The organism is Paenibacillus agaridevorans (genome assembly GCF_018604145.1).
Taxonomy (GTDB): Bacteria; Bacillota; Bacilli; order Paenibacillales; family Paenibacillaceae; genus Pristimantibacillus; species Pristimantibacillus agaridevorans.
The window spans coordinates 4,764,652-4,789,087 of record NZ_CP075889.1; the positions used below are offsets into that span (position 1 = coordinate 4,764,652).

The 24,436-nt window shown below is 49.8% G+C and carries 18 protein-coding genes; all 18 read right to left on the reverse strand.

Going from position 1 to position 24,436, the window contains the following annotated elements; all coding sequences use genetic code 11:
* Positions 1-158 precede the first annotated feature (158 nt).
* The 18 genes from KJW29_RS19465 to KJW29_RS19545 all read right to left on the reverse strand — a co-directional run bounded on the left by KJW29_RS19465 (position 159) and on the right by KJW29_RS19545 (position 24,358).
* A complete protein-coding gene (locus tag KJW29_RS19465; RefSeq protein ID WP_425517567.1) occupies positions 159-5,789 on the reverse strand; it encodes a helicase-related protein in 5,631 nt (1,876 codons plus the stop codon).
* A 248-nt stretch (positions 5,790-6,037) separates the two neighbouring features.
* A complete protein-coding gene (locus KJW29_RS36670) occupies positions 6,038-6,412 on the reverse strand; it encodes a TnpV protein (protein WP_343222837.1) in 375 nt (124 codons plus the stop codon).
* Positions 6,413-7,243: 831 nt separating this feature from the next.
* Positions 7,244-7,735, reverse strand: coding sequence for a hypothetical protein (locus KJW29_RS19470; RefSeq protein WP_214625805.1), 492 nt, complete (start codon positions 7,733-7,735; stop codon positions 7,244-7,246).
* 24 nt (positions 7,736-7,759) lie between these two features.
* Complete coding sequence (locus tag KJW29_RS19475) at positions 7,760-11,272, reverse strand: DUF5704 domain-containing protein (protein ID WP_214625806.1); 3,513 nt, start codon at positions 11,270-11,272, stop codon at positions 7,760-7,762.
* Between the two features lie 4 nt (positions 11,273-11,276).
* Positions 11,277-12,386, reverse strand: a complete 1,110-nt coding sequence (locus KJW29_RS19480; protein WP_246608287.1) for a copper amine oxidase N-terminal domain-containing protein — start codon at positions 12,384-12,386, stop codon at positions 11,277-11,279.
* 103 nt (positions 12,387-12,489) lie between these two features.
* A complete protein-coding gene (locus KJW29_RS19485; protein WP_214625807.1) occupies positions 12,490-13,452 on the reverse strand; it encodes a hypothetical protein in 963 nt (320 codons plus the stop codon).
* On the reverse strand, positions 13,439-13,987 hold the full coding sequence (locus KJW29_RS19490) for a hypothetical protein (RefSeq protein WP_214625808.1): 549 nt from the start codon (positions 13,985-13,987) through the stop codon (positions 13,439-13,441). The genes KJW29_RS19485 and KJW29_RS19490 overlap by 14 nt, the downstream gene beginning before the upstream one ends.
* 11 nt (positions 13,988-13,998) lie before the next feature.
* On the reverse strand, positions 13,999-14,388 hold the full coding sequence (locus KJW29_RS19495; RefSeq protein WP_214625809.1) for a hypothetical protein: 390 nt from the start codon (positions 14,386-14,388) through the stop codon (positions 13,999-14,001).
* A 65-nt stretch (positions 14,389-14,453) separates the two neighbouring features.
* Positions 14,454-14,933, reverse strand: coding sequence for an ABC transporter permease (locus tag KJW29_RS19500; RefSeq protein ID WP_163977853.1), 480 nt, complete (start codon positions 14,931-14,933; stop codon positions 14,454-14,456).
* Positions 14,934-15,005: 72 nt separating this feature from the next.
* Positions 15,006-17,075 (reverse strand): hypothetical protein, encoded by a 2,070-nt coding sequence (locus KJW29_RS19505; protein WP_214625810.1) that lies wholly within the window; start codon positions 17,073-17,075, stop codon positions 15,006-15,008.
* Complete coding sequence (locus KJW29_RS19510) at positions 17,065-18,924, reverse strand: Flp pilus assembly complex ATPase component TadA (RefSeq protein WP_214625811.1); 1,860 nt, start codon at positions 18,922-18,924, stop codon at positions 17,065-17,067. The genes KJW29_RS19505 and KJW29_RS19510 overlap by 11 nt, the downstream gene beginning before the upstream one ends.
* Entirely contained in the window at positions 18,921-19,772 is an 852-nt protein-coding gene (locus KJW29_RS19515) for a CpaE/TadZ family protein (RefSeq protein ID WP_246608288.1), read from the reverse strand. Before KJW29_RS19515 ends, KJW29_RS19510 begins: the two co-directional genes overlap by 4 nt.
* Positions 19,773-19,818: 46 nt before the next feature.
* Positions 19,819-20,541, reverse strand: a complete 723-nt coding sequence (locus KJW29_RS19520; RefSeq protein ID WP_214625813.1) for a hypothetical protein — start codon at positions 20,539-20,541, stop codon at positions 19,819-19,821.
* Between the two features lie 18 nt (positions 20,542-20,559).
* Positions 20,560-21,687, reverse strand: a complete 1,128-nt coding sequence (locus KJW29_RS19525) for an SAF domain-containing protein (protein ID WP_214625814.1) — start codon at positions 21,685-21,687, stop codon at positions 20,560-20,562.
* Between the two features lie 75 nt (positions 21,688-21,762).
* On the reverse strand, positions 21,763-22,371 hold the full coding sequence (locus KJW29_RS19530) for a hypothetical protein (RefSeq protein WP_214625815.1): 609 nt from the start codon (positions 22,369-22,371) through the stop codon (positions 21,763-21,765).
* Entirely contained in the window at positions 22,371-22,538 is a 168-nt protein-coding gene (locus KJW29_RS19535; RefSeq protein WP_214625816.1) for a hypothetical protein, read from the reverse strand. The genes KJW29_RS19530 and KJW29_RS19535 overlap by 1 nt, the downstream gene beginning before the upstream one ends.
* 97 nt (positions 22,539-22,635) lie before the next feature.
* Positions 22,636-23,583, reverse strand: coding sequence for a ParB/RepB/Spo0J family partition protein (locus KJW29_RS19540; protein ID WP_214625817.1), 948 nt, complete (start codon positions 23,581-23,583; stop codon positions 22,636-22,638).
* A complete protein-coding gene (locus KJW29_RS19545) occupies positions 23,531-24,358 on the reverse strand; it encodes a ParA family protein (protein WP_214625818.1) in 828 nt (275 codons plus the stop codon). Before KJW29_RS19545 ends, KJW29_RS19540 begins: the two co-directional genes overlap by 53 nt.
* Positions 24,359-24,436 lie beyond the last annotated feature (78 nt).

The window sequence follows — 24,436 nt, forward strand, 5'->3', positions numbered from 1 at the left end:
GAGCATCTCACTCCATTCCTTATTACCTTCATTATACCATTTTATCCTGCCAGGTTGAATATACTCCCCTTGCTAGTGGCAGCTTACAGCGCGCCTATTTTTCGTACCTGCCTTTACTATACAAAAGTCAGACAAGGAGATCGAATGTGCCGTAAGCATTATCGCTCCCGATGGTTAGGCTTTCGATTCTGTTCCTGTTTCTCATCTGGAGCGGTATCTATTGCATCATTTTCCCGCTTGTCCATGTTCAGCAGAATATTCAGCTCAGCGAGTCGCTCAGATTTTCCCTGTAGCTCCTGCTCCTTCTCAAATGGTGCGGCAACCTGCTCCTTTGCTGTGTCCACCTGCTGCTGCAATGTCGTTAATTGCTGGCGAGCATATTCCAGCTTGTCTGGCAGATCGGACAAGACATTGTTCAGGCGTGTAATGTTGCCTCCCCCGTCTGCCCCCAATGGGACAGTGTGTCCAAGCGTGCCGCGCAACGTTGCCTTGTATTCCTTATGAAAGCTGTCGAAGGACAGCCACAAGGTAAAGCCCAGATAACTCCCTGCCTCCTGTGGATCTGGGGATGTCATTCCCTTGCATGCCTCCAGCAATGCTGTGCCTGCCGCTGCCCTTTCCTTATAGGTATACTTCTTGATGACCATACCCGGAAAGGTCGATTCATCTCCGTGATCCTGCGCCACTTCCTTGAACCGCCTGTACAAGGCCACATCCTGCTCGTAGCCTGCGATTCTCTCCTCCGTAGATTTGATTTGCTGCGGCAATATTTTCAGCAGCCGATCCTCCAGTGCATACCGCTGACTCAAATGATTGGCCTTTAATAGCTTCAGCTTAGACACCTGAATATCCAGGTCCATCTTCTCCTTAATGTAGGGGTTTCCTGTTGCCAGCGCCTTCACCTCGGCATAGGACAAGGCTGTTTCATCAATATCCTCCGCAGAGCGCACCGGCGATTTGCTGGTCATAATTTGGGAAATAAAACGTTGCTTGTTCTCCAGCGTTTGGTAGAGATAAGCATCAAACGTATTCTCGGTTACATATCGAAAAATATGCACCTCGCTGTTCTGATTTCCCTGCCGGATAATCCGTCCACTTCGCTGCTCCAGATCCCTTGGACGCCACGGACAATCCAGGTCATGAAGTGCGATCAGCTTCGTTTGCACATTTGTGCCTGCTCCCATCCGCATAGTCGAGCCAAGCAATATCCGAACCTGTCCTGTCCGAACCTTGGAAAACAGTTCCTTCTTCTGCACATCCGTATCGGCATCATGAATATAGGCGATTTCCTCCGCTGGCACACCCTTCTCTGTCAATTTTCGCCGAAGCTCATCATACACGCTAAACGTGCCGTCCGTCTTGGGAGTGGACAGGTCGCAAAACACGAGCTGTGTGAGCCGCTGTTCTTGACCGTCCACCCAATGCCGATAAATGTTATTTACACAGGCGCTCACCTTGCTCCCCTCATCATCGGGCAGCATTGGATTAGCTAGTCGCTGATCCAATGCCAGCTTACGCCCATCATTGGTGATCTTGAGCATGTTGTCCTCATGCGGCTCAACCTCTTTAGAGCGAACTTGCTCTGCGCGGCGCGAAAGCTCCGCTACCATTTCCTTTTGAAACTCACTCGGCGGTACGGCAACATTGTAAAAATGCGCCTTCGGCACAGGAAGCTGGAGCATATCTGCCGTTTGAATATCCGCCACTTCCTTGAACATATTCATTAGCTCCGGCAAATTATAAAAACGGGCAAATCTGGTTTTCGCCCGATAGCCCGTTCCCTCCGGTGCAAGCTCTATGGCCGTTACGGTTTCGCCAAAAGTTGAGGCCCACGAATCAAAGTGCTGTAGCCCTTGCTTTTGTATTCTCTCATACTGCAAGTAGCGCTGCATCGTATACATTTCAGTAATAGAATTGGAGATTGGTGTGCCTGTGGCAAAGATAACCCCACGCCCCTCCGTCAGTTCGTCTAAATAACGACACTTGGCAAACATGTCCGATGATTTCTGAGCCTCCGTCTGAGACAAACCCGCAACATTACGCATCTTTGTGTACAGAAACAAATTCTTGTACGAATCTGCCTCATCCACAAACAGCCGATCCACGCCCAATTCCTCAAAGGTGACCACATCATCCTTGCGGCTCGTATCGTTCAGCTTCTCCAGCTTGACCTGGAGCGTCTTTTTCGTCTTCTCCAATTGCTTGATTGCATAGCGCTCGCTTCGTGCCTCCTTAAGCTCCCGAATACCGCTCGTAATCTCTACAATTTGGTCATGTAATTGCTGACGCTGACGCTCCATAGAAATCGGAATTTTTTCAAACTGCGAGTGACCGATAATAATTGCATCATAGTCGCCTGTAGCTATCCGTGCACAAAACCGCTTCCGATTTTTAGCTTCAAAATCCTTTTTGGATGTTACGAGTATATTAGCCGAAGGATAAAGCTGCAAAAACTCCGCCGCCCACTGCTCCGTCAGGTGATTCGGCACAACGAGCATGCTTTTGCTGCACAGACCAAGGTGCTTGCTCTCCATGGCCGCTGCGGTCATCGCGAACGTCTTACCCGCCCCCACGCAGTGCGCAAACAGAGCATTTCCTCCATATAGCGCACGAGCAACCGCGTTTATCTGATGCTGCCTGAGCCCGATTTCCGGATTCATACCCTTGAAGCGGATATGACTGCCATCGTACTCACGCGGCCGAATGGCATTAAACCGATCATTGTAAAGCCTTGTCAATCGTTCCCTCCGGTGAGGCTCCTTCCATATCCACTCCTGAAAGGTTTCCTTTATTCGTTCCTGCTTTTGCTGGGCTATCGCTGTTTCCTGCCTGTTCAGAACTCGCTTTTCTACACCGTCCTCGACAACCGTATCAAAAATGCGAACATCCCGCAGATTCAGCGTGTCCTCAATGATTTTATAAGCATTCATCCGGCTCGTTCCATACGTCATGTTCGCCTTAATATTGTTACTGCGATCATCATTCTTTCCCCGTACATTCCAAGCAGCCGTATACTCGGAGTAAAGCACCTGGATAGACTGCTGAAACATATAGGGGGTATCCAGCAGCTCAAACATGAAAGCCCGAATGTCCTCTGATGGTAGCCATGTCGCCCCCAAGCGCACATCAATCTCCGAAGCCTCCAAATCCTTCGGCTGCACCGCTTCAAGCGCCTTGACGTTTTCTCCGTACATTGCTTCGTCATATACTGTAAATTGCTTGGCAACTCGAAGCTTATCGCGTACATGACCAGATAAGTACGCATCTGCCATCTCATAGACCGGGTTGCCTTCCGTATCCGTTCGTTCTGGATTGGCAAATATAATCCCTTGCAGCTCCTGTACAATCCGCTCTCTTGAAAAGCCCGTCAGCTTCTCCATGAAGAGCAAATCCACACAGGCCTTTTCCCCAATAGACACCGCCAGCGCATCCGCCGCTGTATCTACGCGCCCGATAGTCGGCTGCTGCCGAATCGTTCGCTTGGTAAACATGTCCGCCTTGCGAGCCAGTCGTCCCTCTTCATCCAATATCTCCAGTGAGCAAAGCAGAAAATAGGCGCTGTCATCTGAAAATGCGAGGCTGTTGGCACGGTTGTTAATCAAGCCGTATTGCTGCGTAAATTGCTCATATTGATCACCAAGTATGCGTTGCTGCTCCCGAATAGACTCCTCACTGTAATCCTCCATCTGATAGTCCATCAGCGTGCGCACCGTTTCCCGTAAGGCAAGCATTCCCTTAATGCGCCCGGCTGCGGTTATGGAGGTGTCCACCCGATGCATACGGCTGTTTTCCCGAAAATAAATCTCACCATCCACCAGTGTATAGCTAAAGTTGCGAACAGTCGGATCGGCAGGCAGTGACAGATCCCTCTCCTCAGGCAGTTCCTCTCGCTCCAACTCCTGCCACTCTGCATGAATATCCACCAGTGCTTCCTCTAAAAGCTCGCTCAGGCTGGTGTTCGGGTAAGGCAGACAGGCAGTTTCCTGCTTATTGCCATACATGCGATCATCAAAGACCATTGTGCCAAGCACCATTTCAGGATGAGCTGCAAAGTATGCATTAACCGGCACGCTATCGGTGGTTTCAGCAAGGCCAATCCATTCCACGTTCTTTTCACTGACTATAACCATGCGGTCGCGCTTTTGCAGGAACAAAATATCGGCTGTCACCTCGGTTCCCGCATTGGAGAGGAAAGCATTATTCGGCAATCTGACTGCGCCAAGCAGCTCTGCCCGCTCCGCGATGTATTTACGAACCGTTGGATTTTGCTTGTCCATAGTCCCCTTCGAGGTCACAAAAGCAATGATTCCGCCTGGACGCACCTTATCGAGCGTTTTAGCAAAAAAGTAATCATGGATCATAAATCGGTGCTTGTCATACTTTTTATCTGAAACCCCATATCCGCCAAATGGCACATTACCAATAGCAAGATCGAAGAAGCTGTCTGGCAGACTTGTTTGCTCGAAGCCACTAACCGTTATCGACGCACCAGGATAAAGCTGCTTGGCCAATCTGCCTGTAATGCTGTCTAGCTCCACGCCAAATAACCGTGAATCCTGAAAGGAATCCGGCACAAGACCAAAAAAGTTGCCTGTTCCACAGGCTGGCTCCAATATATTGCCGCTACGAAAGCCCATCCTTTCCAAGCAGTTGTACATTGCTTGAATGACGGGTGGCGAGGTGTAATGCGCGTTTAGCGTGGAGGCACGCGCACTCTCATATTCTTCTGGCTCCAGTAGCTCCTTTAGCTGAGCATATTCGTTGCTCCATTGGGGATTGCTATCATCAAAGGCTTGGGATAGTCCACCCCAGCCCACATATTGAGCAAGAATTTCCTGCTCCTCTGCTGTCGCTTGTCGAAGTTCCTCCTCCACCTGCTTCAAGAGCTGAATAGCAGCCACATTTCGAGCAAACTTTACCTTGGTACTGCCATGTCCGAGTTCATGATCCTGAATACGAAAATTGCCTGCAGGAGGGCTATCCGGTCTAACCTTCGGTATCCCCTCACCAGCTACAGGTGATGCAGAAAATGTGTTACTCGAAGCGAGAGCCTGAGCTTGCCTATTTTCCTCAGTATAATCAGGCCATAGCTCATTGGATGCTACAACATTTACCTCTTTATCGGCTGGTTGCTTATCGTCAGACTCTTCCCGAACAAAATCAGCATTCCGTGGGAAGTCTTGCACCGAAAGCGGCTCTACATTGTTCTCAGGTTTATCATAAGAAGCGGCTTGAATAGCAGCAGTTCTTTCCCTCTCTTTTTGCTGAAAGAGAGGGAGCTGCTCCTTCTCCTGCTGGGTTAAATAACGCCCGTGAGCGATTAATTCGCTGATGCGCTTTTGTACCTTAACCCAGGAGAAAGTGATTTTGTCCCCGGGCCTTCCGCTGTAGCCACGCTCAAGTGTAATGCCCTTGCTGTTATGCCATTCTCTTATGTCCGTACCCGTAAGAATGGGCGCACGACCACCCTCACCATATTCCTGCTTTAAAAAGTCTGCGTGCTCCTTGGCAGATAAACGCTGTTGAAAATGAGCTGCAATCCGATATTTGCTATGCTCGAAGCTGCTTCCCTGCTGCAACACCGCATCAATGACAGCTTGGGGCAAAGAAAAAGCAGAGGTCTTTTCCTCCTCTGCTTCCTCCATCCATAATAGCTGCTGTTCTACGGTTGGCAAGGTCGTAGGTTCCCGAAACTCCTGTAAAAGCAGCATGCTTTGGATATGCCCAGCAATGACGCCCCAATCATAGAAGCCCTGTGCTTCTCTTGCTTCTACCGCGCCTGTCCACATATGCAATACATTGGCATAAGGCTCATAGCCGAGACGTAGTCCGCTTTCCAATACAAGCTCCGACTGCCCAGGCTTAAACAGATTACGTACATACAGATGGCGCGCTTTAATATCCTCGTTCTGAGCAAAAAACAGTTCAATCGCAGCCTTTTCCTCTCGCAGAGGTGCTGTGCGAAGCAGCTCATTAATGGCTTCCCGATCATGAAAGAACGGAAGACGATTATCCTCCGTTCTCCGATCATGCCATTTTAGCTGTAAATCAGATCCGGCAGAAGGAGTTCCTCCGCCTGCTGCTTGAGACTGTTCATGTGCGCTGTCCACGCCATCGGCTCGCTCGCCTTGTCTGGCGCTGGCTGAATCAGCAGAAGCTGGGTCATAACGATTTCGAGCTGCTGGCGCAGGGTTTGCTCGATCTCCGTCAGGTGAGCTTGCAGCTTGCCCGATAATATCAGACTGGCGTACAAGCCCTTCTGCTGTGTCTGAAGGTAGCTTTTGCGCAGCATCCCATACTTGCCAATCGGCGTTACCTCCTCCGACAGTGCCAGATTCGGAAGCAGATAGTCCCCCTGACGGGTGTAGGTCAACTCCATGCTCATCCTTCCCTTCCATTTTGTTAGCTTCATTGTGATGGAGCGATGTTTCTTTTGCAAGGCTGCGACTCTGATTTTGCTGTATGGAAGAACGCTCGGCTCGGCGCTGCTCTCGAATCGTTGATTCTAGTTCTCGCAACAGCATTTCTGACACATCGCTGATTGAAGCTCCCAGTTGAGAGAGCGTAGGCAATGTATTGAAATAGCCAATACCTGCTAGCTCTTCTTCGCCAATATAGTTCGTAGCGGCAAAACCGCAGCGTGTCAGTAGCATATAGGCTACGGCATGCTGTGCGTTCTGGCGAAACAACAGCTCTACATGCGATGACTCCAGCCCTTCCAGTAAGCTATACTCCAGTTCTTTCATCAACGCTTGCACATAATCGGCACTATTGTCCTCTACTGCCTGCCTTGCAGCGGCGATCAGCAATTGAGGCAAGGTGGCATATGCTTCCTCACTGTCCAATGTGTTGCTCAGTGTTTCGGCAATCGCAGCGCTGTCCTCTGCATTGACCTGCCAAAGTGTTACCTCCTGTGTCTTGCGGCTCTGGGTATCTGAAATATCAAACACATGGCGCAGGCCTAACGTGCTGCCCCGATCCTCAATCAGCGCAATGCCCTTGGCTCCCCGTTTTACCCAGCGATCCAGTCGCTTATTCCACACCTCTATGGGGGCGCAGGCCGTTGCATCCGGGCGCTGTGCAAATAGGAGCAGTTGGTCATGAAAAGCATATTTATAGTTCCATGCTGCCGTCCGCAAAAAGGCGGCCCACTGCTCAGGATAATCCGTAACCATACGAGCCGTTTGTGCGGAAAGCTCCACCATTTGCTGCATTTTTGCAGTCAATGCCCTCTCCTCCCTTTTTAGCGCTCAGCTCCGCGTGGCAGCTTTTTGTGTGGTGCTCGTGGCGCTTCTGATCCTTTCGCCAGCAGCTTTTCCAGCAGGTGCTCCTTGCGGTAGCAATACACATAGAAATTGTAATCGCCCGCAAAGGGAAAGCAGCGTAAATAGTAGCGATGCTCCTTGGTTTGCATGGAAAACCCATATACGTCTGTACTCCATGCACCACCAATACGCGCCTCCGGATGCTGACTGCAAAAGCGAAGCATATGACGGCGACTCTTCAATACCTCCTGCTCACCCATAGCTTGAAATACCTTGCTCAATTCATCTTTAAACGCAGGCGTTTCATAGGGAGAGCTTCTCGTAAACCAATTGACCCAAAACTCTTCCCCTGAGCGCCCAAAATCGCCGCGCAAATGCCCGATACAGGCTCGACCAATTTCCTCCTCAGCAGATGCGGAATAAAAATAAGCCGCATCCTCTGGTGCGGCAGCTTGCAGCTTTTCATCCATAGCTTTTCCTCCCGGCTGGTGTAGTTAATGGGTTCCCCCTGTTCCAAAGTCGTCATAGCTGGACAAATTGGCATGATAAAAGACAACATCTCCATCCAGCAGGGAAAAGGTTGCCCCATAGGGATCAACAAAGCTGCGTTGAAAGCCCTCCAATTGCCATTGATTGCTGAGCGGCGCATCCTTATATTGCAAATGCGGCTCCTTCAGCTTTTGATTGCGAATCGTTTCCAGCTTGAAATTCACAATAATGTAACCATTCCGAAGAAAAATCGGAGACTTATCGTCCAGCCGATTCGTGCGTCCGTACTCTGCTACATTAAATCCCTTGGGTACAACATAAGGCGCGGCTGGCAGGCTGTATTCCCCAAACCAGCGTTGTACCGAGGCTTGGACGCGAGCAGCATTAACGCCTGACGGAGCCTTCGTGCTGCCAATCAAGGTCCGCAATTGCGGCGGCAGCAGCATAACATCATACCCACCTATGTAGGTGGCCTGCTGCGCATTTTTCAGAAATTGACGAATATACGTCTGCTGCTCTCCAGTTGAACCGTTTAATGCCCATAGAGAGGTAGCCGTTTGCGTCAACTCCTGCTGGGAGACATTTCGCAAGCGCGTGTCCAGCGTCACCTGTCTTCGCTCTGTATCTGCACTGGAGCCGATTCGGATGAACCGTGTACTGCCCGAATGATAGTACAAGTCTACCTCCTGCCGACTTTTTCCCTTACTGTCTACAAAATAAAAGGTAGGCGTAATTTTAATGCCATCGCCTGAACCGAACATGTTACCGAGCGTCTTCACCTCAAATTTGAATTGATAGCCTGTTTTTACCCCAATATTTTTCTTGCCTATTTCCGGATGACTACCGGGACGAATTGGCAGCACAAATGGAGCGGTATTTCCTCGTGCTGCACCGTCAATGCCGTTTTTCCCAACCCAGTAGCTATTTCCGGTTGGTGTGGCACTGCCCTTAGCTGTACGAAACACCGTTTCCCACTGATAATCGGCAATATCCGTAATCCGAAAATCGTAAATGCGTCCGATTACCTCCACATCAATGGTCTGCGTGGCAACATGATGCGTATTGTCCAGATTGGCATGCATTTGTGAGGTGAAGGCTACTGGACTGTTTTCAGCAAGCGTTCGGAACAGCACAATATAGTTGCCTTCATCCACCCAAGCGGGCAGATAAAAGGCAGTCTGTAGCTCCCCGACAGGAATGGAAGTCCAGGTTTCCTTGGGAATCAGCGTTGTCCGATCTGCCCGATACACATCAAATGGAAACCAAACCTGCTTGTCCCGCATATATTTGGCATAATCGCGACTGCCATAGCCTGTAATGCTGCGATGCTGTCCGCTGGTTGGAATTGATACGGTGAATGGGCGATTTAAAATGAGCGCTGAACGGCCAGCAGTAGGCTGTGTTTTCTGGTTATGCGCCTTATCGTCGGATACCGTTGCCAGATTAACCACGGGAGTATGCACGGTTACAGGATTGATGCCTTGAATCGGGAAGCTTTGGGCTTGTCCACCACCAATCCCCTTCACCAGCTTATAGTCCAGCTTGCCTGTGCTTGGCTGACTGACCTTATTGCTCTTGCTTGCATCAATGACATAGCCATGACCATACAGCACATCCTGTCCAATCATCGGCGGCGCAGGAATGCTTCCCGGCGAGGGGGCGGTTTCCTCTGTTTGCCGACTATCCATTACCGTTTGTCCGTTGAACACCAGGGAATCGTTTTTCACCTTGATCTTGCCAATGGCTGCCTCCGCCTGTGGCTTCCAGTTTTCACTAGGGACACTCGGACGACTGCTACCGCCCTGTAAGGTTTGTCCGGGCAGCGTCACATTCTGATAGACGGGATCAGTCAGGTACGCGGAAGCGTCTGCTGTATGCGTGGTAGCTACATTAGGTAACGTATAACTCTTGGGCTGGAGTACCACCTGTCCAGTAGGTAGTGCATAATTTGAAACTGTAGCCCGTTCCAAGCCATACACCTCTAACCGATTAATCAGCCAATAGCTATACTTCCGCTCCACCGTATAGCTATTGGTCACCGTCTGTGTATCTGAGCGGGAAACAGGCACAGAAGTGCTGTTTCCCTTACTGTCTGGCGGGCCGGGAACATATTCTGTCCACCGCAGCGTATACGTCCGACTGACGGTAATCGGGTATGATTTCATTCCCTTTACCTCTGAAAACTTGCTACGATACAAATAGGACGTTGCCCCAGCCTGTACATAAAGGCTCTCCGATGTAGGAATCCCCTGTAGCACATCAAATCTCTCGGCTCCACGTGTGTCCGCACGAATCACCGCAGTGGCTGAAGGATTCATCATTTCCGCTTCCTTGGTTCCCCCAGGCTGCTGCTCCTCATCCGTCCCGCCATTGGCAGGCTTGTAGATACCGATGATGTTTGAGCCGCCTGAACCAACGAGAATAGAGCGCTCACGCAGCTTGCTGTCGCCCTTCTCCTGAATGAACATCTGCTCATCTGGCTTATTATTGTTGGTAATATAGGAACGAATCAGCTCATGGACTTCTCCCTCATGTGTGAGCTTCTCTTCAAAGGTGTGCTGCACCTCTGAGCCTGTGGCATGCTCGCCCTTATCGATTTCCTTGATTCGTGTTCCGCCGCTGGTTAAATAGATGACCTTAACCTCGTTTTTCTCATGATATTCCGCAATAAGGTCTGATCCGCCCAAGGCAACGGTAAAGCTGCGAATACGCACCTTGTCATTGGTTTCTGGATTTTCCTGTAGCCACTTCTTTTGCGTCTTATCCTGCTTGGGTGATAAATAGGAACGGACAATCGTATAGGTTTTGCCGCCATCTTCAATAACTGCGGGGAATTCGTGATTGATTTCCTCCCCGATTTTATACTTGCCCTTTAGAAAGGTAACCTGGGGCTGCTTAATGATTCTGCCGTCCACCGTTTTGGCAATGACATCGACAGGAAAGTCGGCGCTCCTGTATGGAATGTGCAGACCAAAGTAATCGTCCAGATCATCTGGATGCCGCCAGCCCTCAGCTCCCTTGATACCGGACAACGTATAAAACGGCCCTTTCCGAACCGAACCATCGCCATTGACGGATACCATAACTGCGTAAAAGTAAAGATCATCATTATCCTTGATGCCTTCCATGCCAGCTTTCCAAAGTCGCTGTGTCACGACTTCTTCGGGAACCTCATAAAATGAGGTTAGGGGTTGTCCTGGTACTGCTGGATCAGGATATTGTCCGATTTGCTTCACCTCTTGATCGAGAAACAAGGCATGTGGCTTGCTTCTTGGATCACTACATTGCTTGGGCGAGGTGGTGGAGCATACCTGCTCTCTTGTCACGACCCAGCCAACCGTCCGGTAACGTATCGAGGTTGTAGCGGCAGTGCTTGTGATTTCAAACTGAATAGCACCGTTTTTAATATTGATCTCTGGTGATGCAGCCTCTGCTGGCTGTATTGCAACAAATGGCATAAAAAAAGTGCATGCCAGCAGCATGCACAAAAGACGCTTATACAGTTTTATTTGCTTCATACAGCTATTCCACCTTTGAAATAGTGTGATTAAAAAATAGACTGGCCGTAGGTGAGACCTTTAGTGAACTCCCCCAGTCTCCGCCAACACTGGTCTTCATTTTTATGTCTGAGTATCCCTCATACCATACATTCTTCTTAAAGCCGGCATCCTTAGGAAACCACTCGTCGTAAATAAGTTGTTCGTGTTTGTTAAAAGAGATAAATTTAACTCTGAATTTAACACGAATGTAATCCCCTCCGAAACCATCATAATAAATCATGGATGGCTCAGGCTCCAGATAGCCAGTCACTTGGATCTTATTGGTTTTTACCCAGTCCACATACTGGCGAATATATTTCAGCTCTGCATTGGAATTTTGCATTTTGGTTGCAAATACAGCATGTGCCCATGCATCATCTATCGTTTGGTAATCCACATTTAGCCATAGCCCACCAAAGGTCTTTAATCTTCCCAACCATATGTCTATATTCTTCTTATTGTATTCAGGAATAACCCCGTAGAGTTTTGCGGATACCTTGCTGTTTGCAGGAAGTGAGTACGGATACGCCAACTCATACATTTCATTCGGTATGTCTGCCAAAATATACGGATAGTCCGCAGCATTTTTAGGGAGATTGGTCTTTCGGATTAGCCGTCCCCACTCATCTGTATCCGCTTTGGACAGTTCCTTTGTTTGAATCAGTACCGTTGCTGTCTTACCTTCCCATTCGACCTCAGCACCCAGCACCTCACTAACAAAGCGCAACGGCACAAACGTTCTACCGCCAGTCATGACAGCCTGTGTATCCAATTCCATTTGCTTCCCATTCACAATTGCAGTAGCGGAGCCGATGGTTAGACGAATATCCTGTCCATCACGAGAAATCGGTACAGAGCGACTTTTCCCCTCCCAGCCTACCTTGGCTCCAAGTGATTCCGCTACGAACCTTACAGGTACTAGCGTTCGTTTGTTGGCATCAATATAGGCCTGAGCATCTGGAAACCAAATCTTCTTGCCGTCCAGCACCACACTTACAAAGGTAGGCGGTAGACTAGATGAACTAGCACTTGCAACAGGCACGCTAACCAGCAGAATGACTATTAGCAGAGCCAGTGTCCACTTCCTCATCATGCTTAACCTCTCCGTTCATTTTAGTTTACATTATTGGAAGGATAACCCTATTACCTTAAGCATAGTCGCTACTGAAGGGGCTGTCCAGCCTCTCCGCTTATCTCTAGGGCAACGGCATATATCCATTTTGTGCAGCAGCCTTCTCGCTAGTGAACGTTTCCTCAATCGGATAATTGTAAGGGCTAGAGCGACGATAGTATACCTTCATCTCTCCCTTGCGTGCACCTACAATCTCGGGCAGCTTGATGATTCGACTACCACCAAACGCATAGCTGTTGTAAACCTTGCTACCCACCGGAATACCTTGCAGGAACGCAATGACACCCACATCATCAATGGTATTGTGCCAATCCTCCTGCGAGATGGAGGGCAGGGTAAAGGTATAGGCTACGCCGCTTCGCAAGGCATCCTCATTATGCTGATTAATGCGGAAGGCCAGTTCATCCTGAATGGCCTGAACAATGGTGCTCTGCCGGACTTGATTGAACAAGACTGCATCACTCATGAGTGGAATATCTGACACCTGCAGTTCAGAGCGAAGGCCCTCGTACCAGCTTCGAGTCTGTTCAGAGTAAACCAATACCTGCTCGTCGAGCGTAAAGGAAAAGCTATCGCCAGCCTTGTCAGAATATACATAAGGCTTCTTCAAGCCCCAGGCTGCTCCCATTACCGTCTGACCACTACTATCCGTCCATTCATCCTCCGAATACACATAAAACCCGTCATAGGCGACAATGGCTACTGCAGGGATATACCGTCTGAGAACGCCTTGCGCTGTCGGATCATCGGCAATACCAAAATTCAAGTACAAGGTTTCATAAAACGCTTGAATGGCCGCCTCCTTGTTAATGGCAACACGCTTGACCGATTCGTAGTGTGACTCCTTACGCTCCTCGGCATTCAGGATCAGCGCCTGCGCGGCCGCGTCTGCTGCTGCATCCAGAGCAGCATCGTAGCGCAGCTCCAGCAGCAGCGTTTTTCGTAGCAGGTCCGTTTCAAGCTGGTTAATCATTGCAAATGGAAAAAAGATCAGCACGCCGATCACTGCCCATTCAATCCACTTCATTGCGTACCACCCCACCATAGGGAATCACTATTTTCTCACTTGGGCTGATGGCGTTGTTCATAAAATCAAACATGACCGTGCCTGGCGTGCGGCTTTTATTGAAAACCGTTACCGCAAAGCTATCTCCTACCCGAAGCCTATAGCGGCGTAGTGGATCATCCTTTGACAAGGACTGGTCAGGAAATAGAGTCGCCATGATTTGTGCTAGGTAAAAGTTGTCCGTGTGAAGCTCATACCGATTTTGAAAGGTTTCAGGCCTCGTCACATCCATATAAACTGGTACATATTTTTTGCTTTCATGCAGCATTTGCACATCAAATACTAGCCCCGTTGCTGACAAAGCCTCTACAAAATCGTTATACATCGTAGGCGAGATGTATCCTTTATCCCGGACACTGTCTACAAACGTCGTTGTCGCTTTCATGGCAACAAGATCTGATATATCATCCTGCTGCTGGAAGGCGGAATAAATCGGATAAATGTACAACAGTAAAACTGCCAACAGTATCGCAAATACCTTCATATAACTGTTCATCGCATTCTCCTTTAGGATGATGCCAGATGGATGCGGAGCAGATCGCCATTCGGATCACGATCATAATTGACCTGATAACGTCCACTCATCCGAATTCGTGATGGTAGCCAGTTCACCCGCTCAATAGGATCAGAATACCGAGCACCATCTACCACTAGTTCCACGTCTTCATCCTCCAAGTGAGCAATCAGGTGAAATACCTCGCTGCCAGACAAACGCCCATCTCCTGCAATCGGGGTAAAAGACTGCTGAAGGCTGCGATTCAGTTCTCCTTCCGCCAGATAAGCAGCATCCGTCAAGGCAGCACCCGTTTGAAACAGCCATAGCCCACTACCTGCGGCCAGCAGAAACAACAGGCAAGATGCGCTCATCTCCAGCATGCTTCTGGTTGCATGTCCCATTTGATGGCCTCCTTAGCCAGAAGCAACGGGTAGACAAGTGTCCACCCGCAGCTCCACATCAATTCTTATTGCTGACGGAAAATAATACCGCGAATAACGTTGCTGCGATCCAGCACTAGCTGCGCTTTAAATTTGCCGCTCGGATTCACATAGTTCACATTCGCTTCATCCACCGTATGGCTCAGCTTCCCCGGCGCTTCTCCAACGACTGTACCGTAGGTAATGCTGTCCAGTGGCACGCCTGCATTTATCACCTTACCGTACCATTGTCCTGTCGGATTTTTACCCGTCACAATTTGAATGCCGAATTGATCCTGATCGCTGAACTTGCGCAGCGCATTCACCACTTGGCTGCCGGACAGGGTCGTATTGTCGTACACTGTAAATGCGGTTTGCGACAGCTCGGTTTGAATATTACTGAAGTTGCTCTGTGCCGCCTTTGTCGAATCCTGTGCCGACGTAAACAAAACGACAGCCAGCGTAATCAACGCGATGGCAAGGAAGATCCCCGCGGCCATCACCAGTGCTTTTTGTGCGTTAGACATTTATACATCTCTCCCTTGGAATAAAAAATACAAATCCAAAAGCCCTCTCCATGGGGAAAGAGCCAGTAAACACTATTGAATTCGTTGAAGCTGCTCATAATAAACCGACATTTGATTCAGGCTGGCCCAAATTAACGGCAGCACCAAATAACCAAAAATGAGGGTCATCATCGGGGCGAAGCCAATCCATCTGCCCCAGCCTGCCTTATGCTCGATTAATTGCTCGTACTCCTGCTTGCGTTGCTCCTGGGAGAAGGCATATTCTGACTCCAGATCATCAAAGACCTCGTCCAGCGGCAAACTCTGCACAGCCAGCTCCAGCTTTTCTACCGTGCGTGCAAAGGGAAGAAACGGTACATCCTCCTTGAGCTGCGCGAGCGCCTGCTCCGCTCCCTGGTCGAAATGAAGCAGGCAAGCTTGAAGTGGCTCCTTGAATAGACGGGCAAACTGCTCCAGCCAGATAAGCAAATCCTCCACCGACATACGCTCCATATCGGCTAGCATCGCAATAACCGTATGCAATTGATCCACCTCATGCTTCATTTCCATCTTCCGCATTTGGCGTTGAAACAGACGAATTCCCACTGGCAGACAATAGCCTGCCCAGCCTGCCAGCATGACAAGCAAGGCCTGCCACCACTTCACATAGTGCTGGTCAAGCTGCTCCAGCTTACCCAAAACCCGCCGCGCATCTGCATAAAGCTGCTCACTCGTTTTCCCTTCCTTGGCCTCACCTCCCAATAACGATAAAACCGACTCCATTGAACGCTCCCTCACCCCCTTTAATTGCTGGATAATCTGACGATCCAAAGCCACAGCTACCTGCGCACGCACTTGCTCCTCCGGCGTAAGCTGACCAAACAGGATGCCGGAGCGTGCCGGAGCATACAGCAATTGATGGCGGTCAGCAATATACAGTGCGGTAAAAATGCCTGCGGCAGTTAGAAAGGCCATTAGTCCAGCTACTATTCGACGCAAATAAAACCATTCCAGACGCAGCGGAGAGCCGCTTTCCTTGAGCAGCCTAATCATCCGCACGGCTTCATTGGAGCCAGGAGATGGCCCCAGAAGATGCACGAGCTTGCGTACCCAGCCCCAACAATACAAACGCTTTTCCCATGCAACTCCACTGGTGACTTTAGGTGCTGTCTCCAGCTCCTGAATATGCCGCAGCAGGATATAGGAGAGCCATACCACCAGCAGGAGGCCAAGCTTGGCTACCCAGCCAAAGGTACTGGCATAGAAGACCTCCATAGCCGAAAAATAACGGCTTGCCCATAACTCTAGCGGCTGTGTGAATAAAAGCGGCAGCAGCGCAATAACCGACAGTCCCTGCAGCAGAAAGCCAAGTCGTTCCCGTCTAAGCAGTTCTAGGCTTAGCTCATTTGTCAGCTTACCCAGCGCCTTCAAATACAGAGAACCGCCCTTCGTTTGCTTGTCCCCGTATTCTTTGATCAGGTGGGAGAGTCCAGCCAGTCCCTTTAAGTAGCGATTCGGCGCGGTTTCCAAATACTGCTCCAGTCGCTCCTCCGTGTGACTGTCAGACAGCACCTCCACTAGCTCCTGTCCATGTAACGCCATTTCATAGGCGGCGGAATCCGCTGCCTCATAGAGTGCCTCCTCCACCATGCCATGTCGGTGATAATGATGCCGAACGTCGCCAAAAAACTGTCGCAGTTGGCGCAGCAAGCGAACCTCCAAACGCTGCACGGCAACATCCGCCACCATCCCATGCACCACCCAGCAGCCAATGAGCAGCATAAATAGACTGATCGGATCACGCACCCACAGTAAGATTGGAATACTTGCCGATAAAAGCACACCCCACGCAAACAGCGTCATACGCATTGTTTCCAATCGCAGCTTCCATTCGTCACCGAAATGCAAAATGGTCAGCCTTCTCCGCATGTAGCTCAAATACGTGCGAAGCAGTGGAAGTCTGCTGCATAGGAGATAAAGGCGCTGCATTCCCTGATGCAGCACCTGCTTTTTGCTAGTCTTGGCAGGCTGTCGCAAGGCCTCGTATTGCCGAGCCGCGCCAACCTCTGAGCTGTATCGAGATAGCCATAGAAAGGCCACCGTAACACCAAAGAACAATACCATTACTGTTCCTAGCAGCAAGGAGAGTCCCTCAAGCCTCATGATCATTCCTCCAGTGGCTTAAAAACGCCAAAAAGGCTGCTTGATCTGGTCCAGACAGCCGCTCCAGAATCGCCTTGCGGCAGGCTGCGGATAAGGGCTGCACAGCGACATATTGTCCGTCCCGATACTCCACCACATTTCGGGACTCATACAACGCACGGTCTGTCGAGCGCTGAAAATATGCCGTCATCGTTTCCATGAAGGCGGCCATCTTCCCTTCCAGCGTGGGCTGATCCTGGTAACGCATCGGGTAGGCTGCCTCCTGCTCCAGCGGCACGCATTCTGTGATCCGCTCAATATAGCGTCGTCCATTCAGATCACGGCGCAGATGGATATCAAAGTTAATGACGCTGACCACCTGCTGTTCAGCTATTCGTTCATTGGTGAACACGCCTGTCTTTAGTAGAGAATTACGGAGCGCATAGACCAGATCTCGAAACGTCTTGGCATGATGGGTAAACAGCGTGAACAAGGAGGCGACCTGTGCCATTTGTATCATCCAGGCTGCCACAGGATCAGTCGCCACCTCTCCCAAAATATTGACCGAGCCATCCGTTTTTTTCTGAATGTCCAGACCAGCTTGACCAGAAATGGTATCTGTTTCACGAAGGCTGAGAATGTTACGATTCGGGTAAATCTTGCGTAGCTGTAATTCAAAGCTCATTTCCTGTACCCGAATAGGCAGCAGCGCTGAAATATGCCGTACCATCGCCATCAATAGCGTTGTCTTGCCGCTTCCCTGTGCGCCTGTAATCGCTGTAATGCGTTCGCCCATTACAAGATAACGAATCAGTCCAATCGGCAGCTCCGCATGTTCATCCTGAATCAATTGCTCCAGTGTTGCACTCCGTACATCAAATTTGCGTACAAAAAAAGCCCACGATTCTGACAATCGAGGGCGTAGCACAACAATACGGGAGCCATCTGCCATTTCATTGACCTTATAGCCGTTTGCTTCGGACAATTGACCGGGAAAATTATGCTTGTAAATGTTTTGGCACACCCTACGCAGCTCCTGCTCTGAGCCGAAGGACAAAAAACTCAGATGAATGGACTTCCCTTGATAAAACATCCAGACACTATCATAGGAGTGCGGGACTTCTCGAAGGCTTTCGCGATTCATCCCTTCTCCCTCCCAAACGAAAGGAGGGATACCAGATACACCGCCGGATACGCCATCAATGTGCATGTCCCGCAGCTCGTCCACCACACTAAAGCCCTTGTATTGCTGATAAATCCGTTGAACCACAAGCTCCAGCTTATCCTGCACCTCAAGCTGCGGCTGCTCCTTTCTGTAGATGTCGCCAATTTCCTTGGCTGTGATGCGATAAACCTCCTCTCCTTCATCCTCCAGCAGCTTTGGCTCAGCCAGCTCATACCGCTGAATCAACTGACTAAGCGCCTCATATCCATGATGCTTCTTATATACATGCAGCAAAACATCGAAGTAATCCTGCGGTGAAAGCTTATCCGCTTTATCAAAGGGAATCAGTCGATTCAGACTAGCATCGTCCAGCATGAACTGTCGGGAAAGCAAATCAGCAATCACCTGCTTCACATATTGTTTGTCCCGCAAATCACCAGAGGTAGCACCGCGTAGCGCCCGTTTTAGCTCTGCCCGCTTGCTTTTGCGCCGACGATACCCTTCCTCCGACAAGCCGTAGTCGGTCAGATTGGCGCTTGTCAGTTCATGCAGCGTGTCTTTAATGTAAGCTGTCATTCCCTCCAGCGTATATATGGGAGCTTCCTTCGGCTGGTCGGGCATGATACGGCTCATACGAAGAAACAGAAAAAAGGCTCCTGCCAGCAGTAAGCCCATAATCAGCAAGCCATGCCAAACCGCCATCATCGACTGTGATCCTCCCTTCCTCCGAAAAGAGGCTGATTTAATCCGCATTGCTTGATGAGAGCCTGCGCTAGCATCCTTACCTCTCGTACATAGTTGATATTTTCATGCACCTTTCCTACGTGCCGATTCCGAAAAAAATAACGGAGTGCATCGCCATTTTGACGATCATCCAGCCAGCGCGTATTGTAGCTGATCGAATAGGCATCGTGATGCTGCTTGCCAAGCGGTCGTAGCAAATTTTTTGCAGTTAATGCAGAATGGCGATCATACTGTCCAAAGACAAGCACATGCTTTTTGCTCTCCAGCAACTCCTGCATGCTGGAATGTCCAAAGAACTGCTGTAGCACCAGCTTATTCTGTGGCAGACAGATGACCAGCACATCCGCCTCCTGTAGCAGCGCCATCGTCCAGGCACTCCTTGCACCGCAGCCTCCATCAACAAGCACCAAATCATAAGCGCGTTTCGCCATATCCAGCATGGAGGTTAGCCAAGGCAACGCAGTAATGATAAAGCTTTCATCCGTTCGTTGCGAGCCTGGCAGCATATCCAGGCGATCCTTGAGCAGCGGCAGCGTGTAATTATAGATCATAGCAGGCTGAAGCTTATGGTTCTGTACGAGCCGAAGTAAGGCATCTACTCCCATATCTGTGCCGCTTAACATGTCGCCATTTTCCCGCGCTGTACGCGAAAAACCCTGCTCTAAGGCTGTAAAGCTACTGGGGCTGTGACCAAACAACACCGAACGCGCCGTATACTCCAGCCCTAGCAAGGCGGCTACCGCCGTCAGATTGCTTGTAGTTCCAGCCAGTCCGGATACCGGACTCCAGAACACAATCGTATGTCCCACTGATGGACTCCCTCCCTTTCTTCTCAGCTTCATTGCTTGTGCACTGTCAGTGTCTTCCCCTGATTCGTACCTTTCGCAGCCGCTTCCATGCCTGCTGCACTGTCCTTTCGTCCCATTCCAGCAACTGCTCAGCCATATTCAGCACGTTACGACGATAGTTGCCTGTTAGCCGTCTGACATCCAATCGACCATGATGCTGATTGTCCAGTTCCACCGATGCATCCCTTTCATCCAGCGTAAAACGAAAAACTGCATCCTCCCACTGGAAATGATGCGAAGGCAGTAGCTCGTCCAGATAAGCCTCCGTTACACTTACTGGCACAAGGCTGGTTAGCATTTTATAAAAGGACAACGGCTTTCCTTCTGCCTCATGTAGACACAAGCGCTGCATCAGGTCTGCATTTCGTTGTAAATGAAGCCGTCCAAAGCTGCTGCACCATACCCGCCTGTCATAGGCTGGCAAGTCTCTTCCCTTCACAAATTCAGTATGATCGGTGTCCAGCAGTAGAACATCATAATCCCAAGCTGCTATTTGCTGCCCAAGGTGGCGTTCCAGTTGATCAAGCGTAATAAAGCCGCTGGCAATGTCTATCCCTTCAAACTCACGGACAGGCGCACGGTAATCGCTATCTGGTAAATAGCTCTGTATACCCTGCGTCAACGTGGAATCCACCAGCAATACCTTTAACTCCATTGCGGAAAGCAGCTTACCCAAAACGAGTAGCAGATGGCTTTTATCTGGCGCACCTAAAAACACAATCCTTTTCATTGTTTTTCATCCCCCCCTTTACTGATTAAAAATCTCCTGAAGCTTGTCCGAATTGCCACTGAGCGACTCCGAATCCGTTGTTTGCTCCTGTTCAGAAGAGACAGGTGTTTTGGGTGCTTGCTGCTCTCGTGTCGAAGGTTCATCCCTTCCCTCACTTACTGGTAAAGTCGCAGGCATTTGCTCAACCGCAGGTTCTTCTGCAATCGGCTCTTGCACTGCTGCTGGCTCAGGCTGCGGCAACGTCGGCTGCTGTGCCAAATTGCTTTGCAGCGTAGCTGCACGCTCATTCATAAGCTGCTGCTGCACCGTAATGTTGCCGGAAATGACCCGTAGCTTGTCTGCCTCGCTCATGTTATCCAGGTTACTCTCCAGCGTTTTGCGAAGCCTGCGTGCCAGCTCCGTCGATGCCTTTTCAAGCATATTCGGGTTATGCTCCAGCAAATCCAGCACCACTTTACTGGCAGGATAGTTCGCCACAGCCGCTGCTTGCAGACCAGCCTCTACATAGGTCAGTGCATAGAGCCTGGCTCCCTGCAAATAGGCATCTATAGTAGCGCTGGAGAATAGCATCCGATCCGATTCGCTTAGCTCCAGCCAGATCACTGTTCCTTCCCGCTCCAGCACATGCTTTTTGGATAGCACAACAAAATCCTCACCTGTCGGAAACTGAATCCGTACATCAATGTACTGTTCCTTTTTCAGCAGCGTGGGGAGCTGTATAATTTGAAGCTCCTGAATACGTGCGTCCTTGGCAACGGGCTTGCCCTCATAAAGCATAAATGGATAAATCGGAGCATCCGCCTGTAATTCAATTTTGGCATATTTGCCGATTAGCGCATTTTTATCGGTCACTACATTGGCTTTCAGGGTAGCAGCAGGCACAATAACGGATCTCAAATCATCGGCGGCAATCCTACTGCCAGCAGGCAGGGGGCGAACCAATGCCCAGGCCTCCCCTTGCTCCTGCTGCTCCGTCACCTTCATTTGCTCGATTTGCTGCTCATATTGAGAAATGATGGCCTGTTGTTGCTGTTGCTGTCTGGCTTGCTTTTGGACATTAAACACAACCGCTGCTACCAGCAGTATCACGCTGAAGGTGATGCTGGCTATTACTAGCAGCCTACGATGGCGATACATCCATGACATATCCTCAAGCTCCTTTCCTGTGACAATTCACTTTCTTTTAAAATTCGTATCCATTACCTTTTCCATACCCTCGCTTTAACGGGCATCCCTCCTTTGGATCGGCTTCCGCTTCTCACTTGCCTGATGCTGCTCCAGACGCAGCTGCGCCCATGGCGGAATATGCTCCGGCTTGACGCTCCCCATCATGTCATCTCGGTTCCAGCGCTGCTCCTTACCCGAAAATACATTTTTGACATATACAGCCCTGCCTCTGGAATGAGCTGACATGCCAAAGCCACCTACAGCAACGACAAGCTGATGATTGGCCGTCCGATATTCAGGGCGAAGCCGTTCAGGACGAATAGCCAGTAGTTCATTTTCAAGGCTGGCTTCATTAGTAAGCAGGTTACACTCGTTTGCCGTTAGCACGGGCATATTGAGCGGCTGCTCATCTCTTTCGTTTCGCAAGGAAGCCACCTCATCCTGAATACGCTCCACAAAATCCTGCATCGCCGCTAAATAATCGCTGCCCGTCTCCGCTCCATAATACTGCTCCATATTTAGGGGATTTTGTCGCATGCAATAGCAAACCAAATAAGGCTTGTCCTGCTGCCGCTCGTCTACAGCCAGAATCACCTCAACCTTACCAATTTCGATGGCCTGAATAACCTTGTATGAATGCACCATCCGTATGCTATGTTCCATTAGGCATCCTCTTTTCCATGCTTTTCTTGTTCACCTTTCTGTTTCTTGCTGCTTGAGATACAAGGATATTGCTGATCCCGCTCATCTTCTTGCTCATGGCGGCTAAAGCCCGGCTTTTCCTTCATCATGCGCTCATAGGCGCGTCGCTTCCCCTTCGTATAATCCATTTCTCTCTCACCTCCTCTCCCCGGAAAAGGGCACAAAAAACTCTCCATTTTGCTGGAGAGCCGGTTAACCTATTCGGTTTTATTGCATATTGGAGCATTAACGTTCATGCTCGCGCTGCCGTTTGCGATACCAGCCCTCCAGCAGTTGCACAATGAGGTCTTCCTTTTGCTTTTCAGTGAATTCCCTTGGGAAAAAGCGGTCGATCCGTTCACGCTGGATATGCATCTTTTCCTTCTGGTTCGGCTTTTCCTCCGTAAGAATTGAGAAAATCACGTCCATATTCAGCCGACCGTCCTGGCTTAGCTTTTTCATACGTTGTGCCTGCGCCAGTGACGGCGTGCAATCCTCAGACTGCATGGTTTCGTACAGGTTTTGTTGCTCTTTTTCGGACAAGTAAGAAAGCTCTACTGCCGGATTAAAGGCGATTTGCTTCTCATCCACCATTTCGAGAATGGTTGGGGTGAGTTCGGTTAGGCGGATGTAACGTTGAATTTGATTGCGGCTCTCACCAACTTGTTCTCCAAGAATTTCGACCGAATACTTTCCTCTTAAATCCTGCCCAACTTGGGTAGCATTTTCTTTACTCGGTCTTCCTGCCTGCCTTTTCATCGCTTCCAGCTTCATCTTATAGGCAAAGGCCTTCTCACTTGCTGATATGTTTTCCCTCTGTAGATTGCTATCCACCATAATAATCGTTGCCTGATCGTCGTCCAGTTCCCGAACAATACAGGGCATCGTTTCTATACCTGCAAGCTCACTGGCCTTTTTTCGCCGATGTCCCGCCACCATCTCAAAGCTGCCATCTGGCTTTGGTCGCACCAGGCCAGGAACGAGAACGCCATATTGCTTTACACTGTCTGCCATTTCCAGCATCGCCTCATCTGCCTTTACCTTGAAAGGGTGGCCGGGAAACTCGCTAATTTCAGCAAGTGAAATGTCCATTACCTTTTCCCGCTGCGCGTCGGCGCGACTTTCATCTGTCGAGAATAAATCATCGACCGTGCTCAGCTTGATGCTGGCGCGTCTGTCGTCTTTCGCTGCCAATACGCTGCACCTCCTTCGTAAAAGCGGTATAAGCCTTCGCTACTTGACCATTTGGATCATGCGCATAGATGCTCTTTCCTTTAGCACTGGTTTCCGCAGCGCGGATAGACAAGGGAATCTCATCTTGAAAGACACGCAGCTTGTCCCCATACTCTTGTCGAAGCACATGGGCAATATCCTTAGCGAAATTCGTGCGGCTATCTACCATCGTAAGCAGCACACCATCCAGCGCCAGCTTCGGATTAATTTGACGACGGACACGGGCAATGGTTTGCAAAAGCTGGGCCATCCCCTTCGCTGGCAAATAATGCGCTTGTACCGGAATAATGACACTATCTGCTGCTGCCAAGGCATTGATCGTCAGCATTCCCAGACTTGGCATGCAATCAATAAGAACATAATCATAGTCAGACTTCACCCTGTCGATATACGAACGCAAAATCGTTTCGCGGCTCATCGTGTTCACAAGCGATACCTCAACCGCCGACAGCTCAATATTGCCCGGTATAAGCGCCACGCCCTCCTGATGCTGCAAAATTCCTTCCTGTGAATCGTAGGCCTCCTCCATCATCGTTTTGACAAGCAGAGTAGCCAAAGAAACAGGAATACTGTCCGGCTCCCGGTAGCCCAAGGAATCTGTCAAATTCCCTTGGGCATCTGCATCCACTAGCAATACTTTTTTGCCTTCCTTAACCAAGCCAATTCCCAAATTCACAGCCGTTGTCGTCTTGCCGACACCGCCCTTTTGATTAGCCAGGGCGATTACCTTGGTCATCGCATTTCCTCCCTTCAACGTAAAAAAGCCGACTGCGCTGAATTTCAGGGCAATCGGCTTTTAAAAGATATCTATATA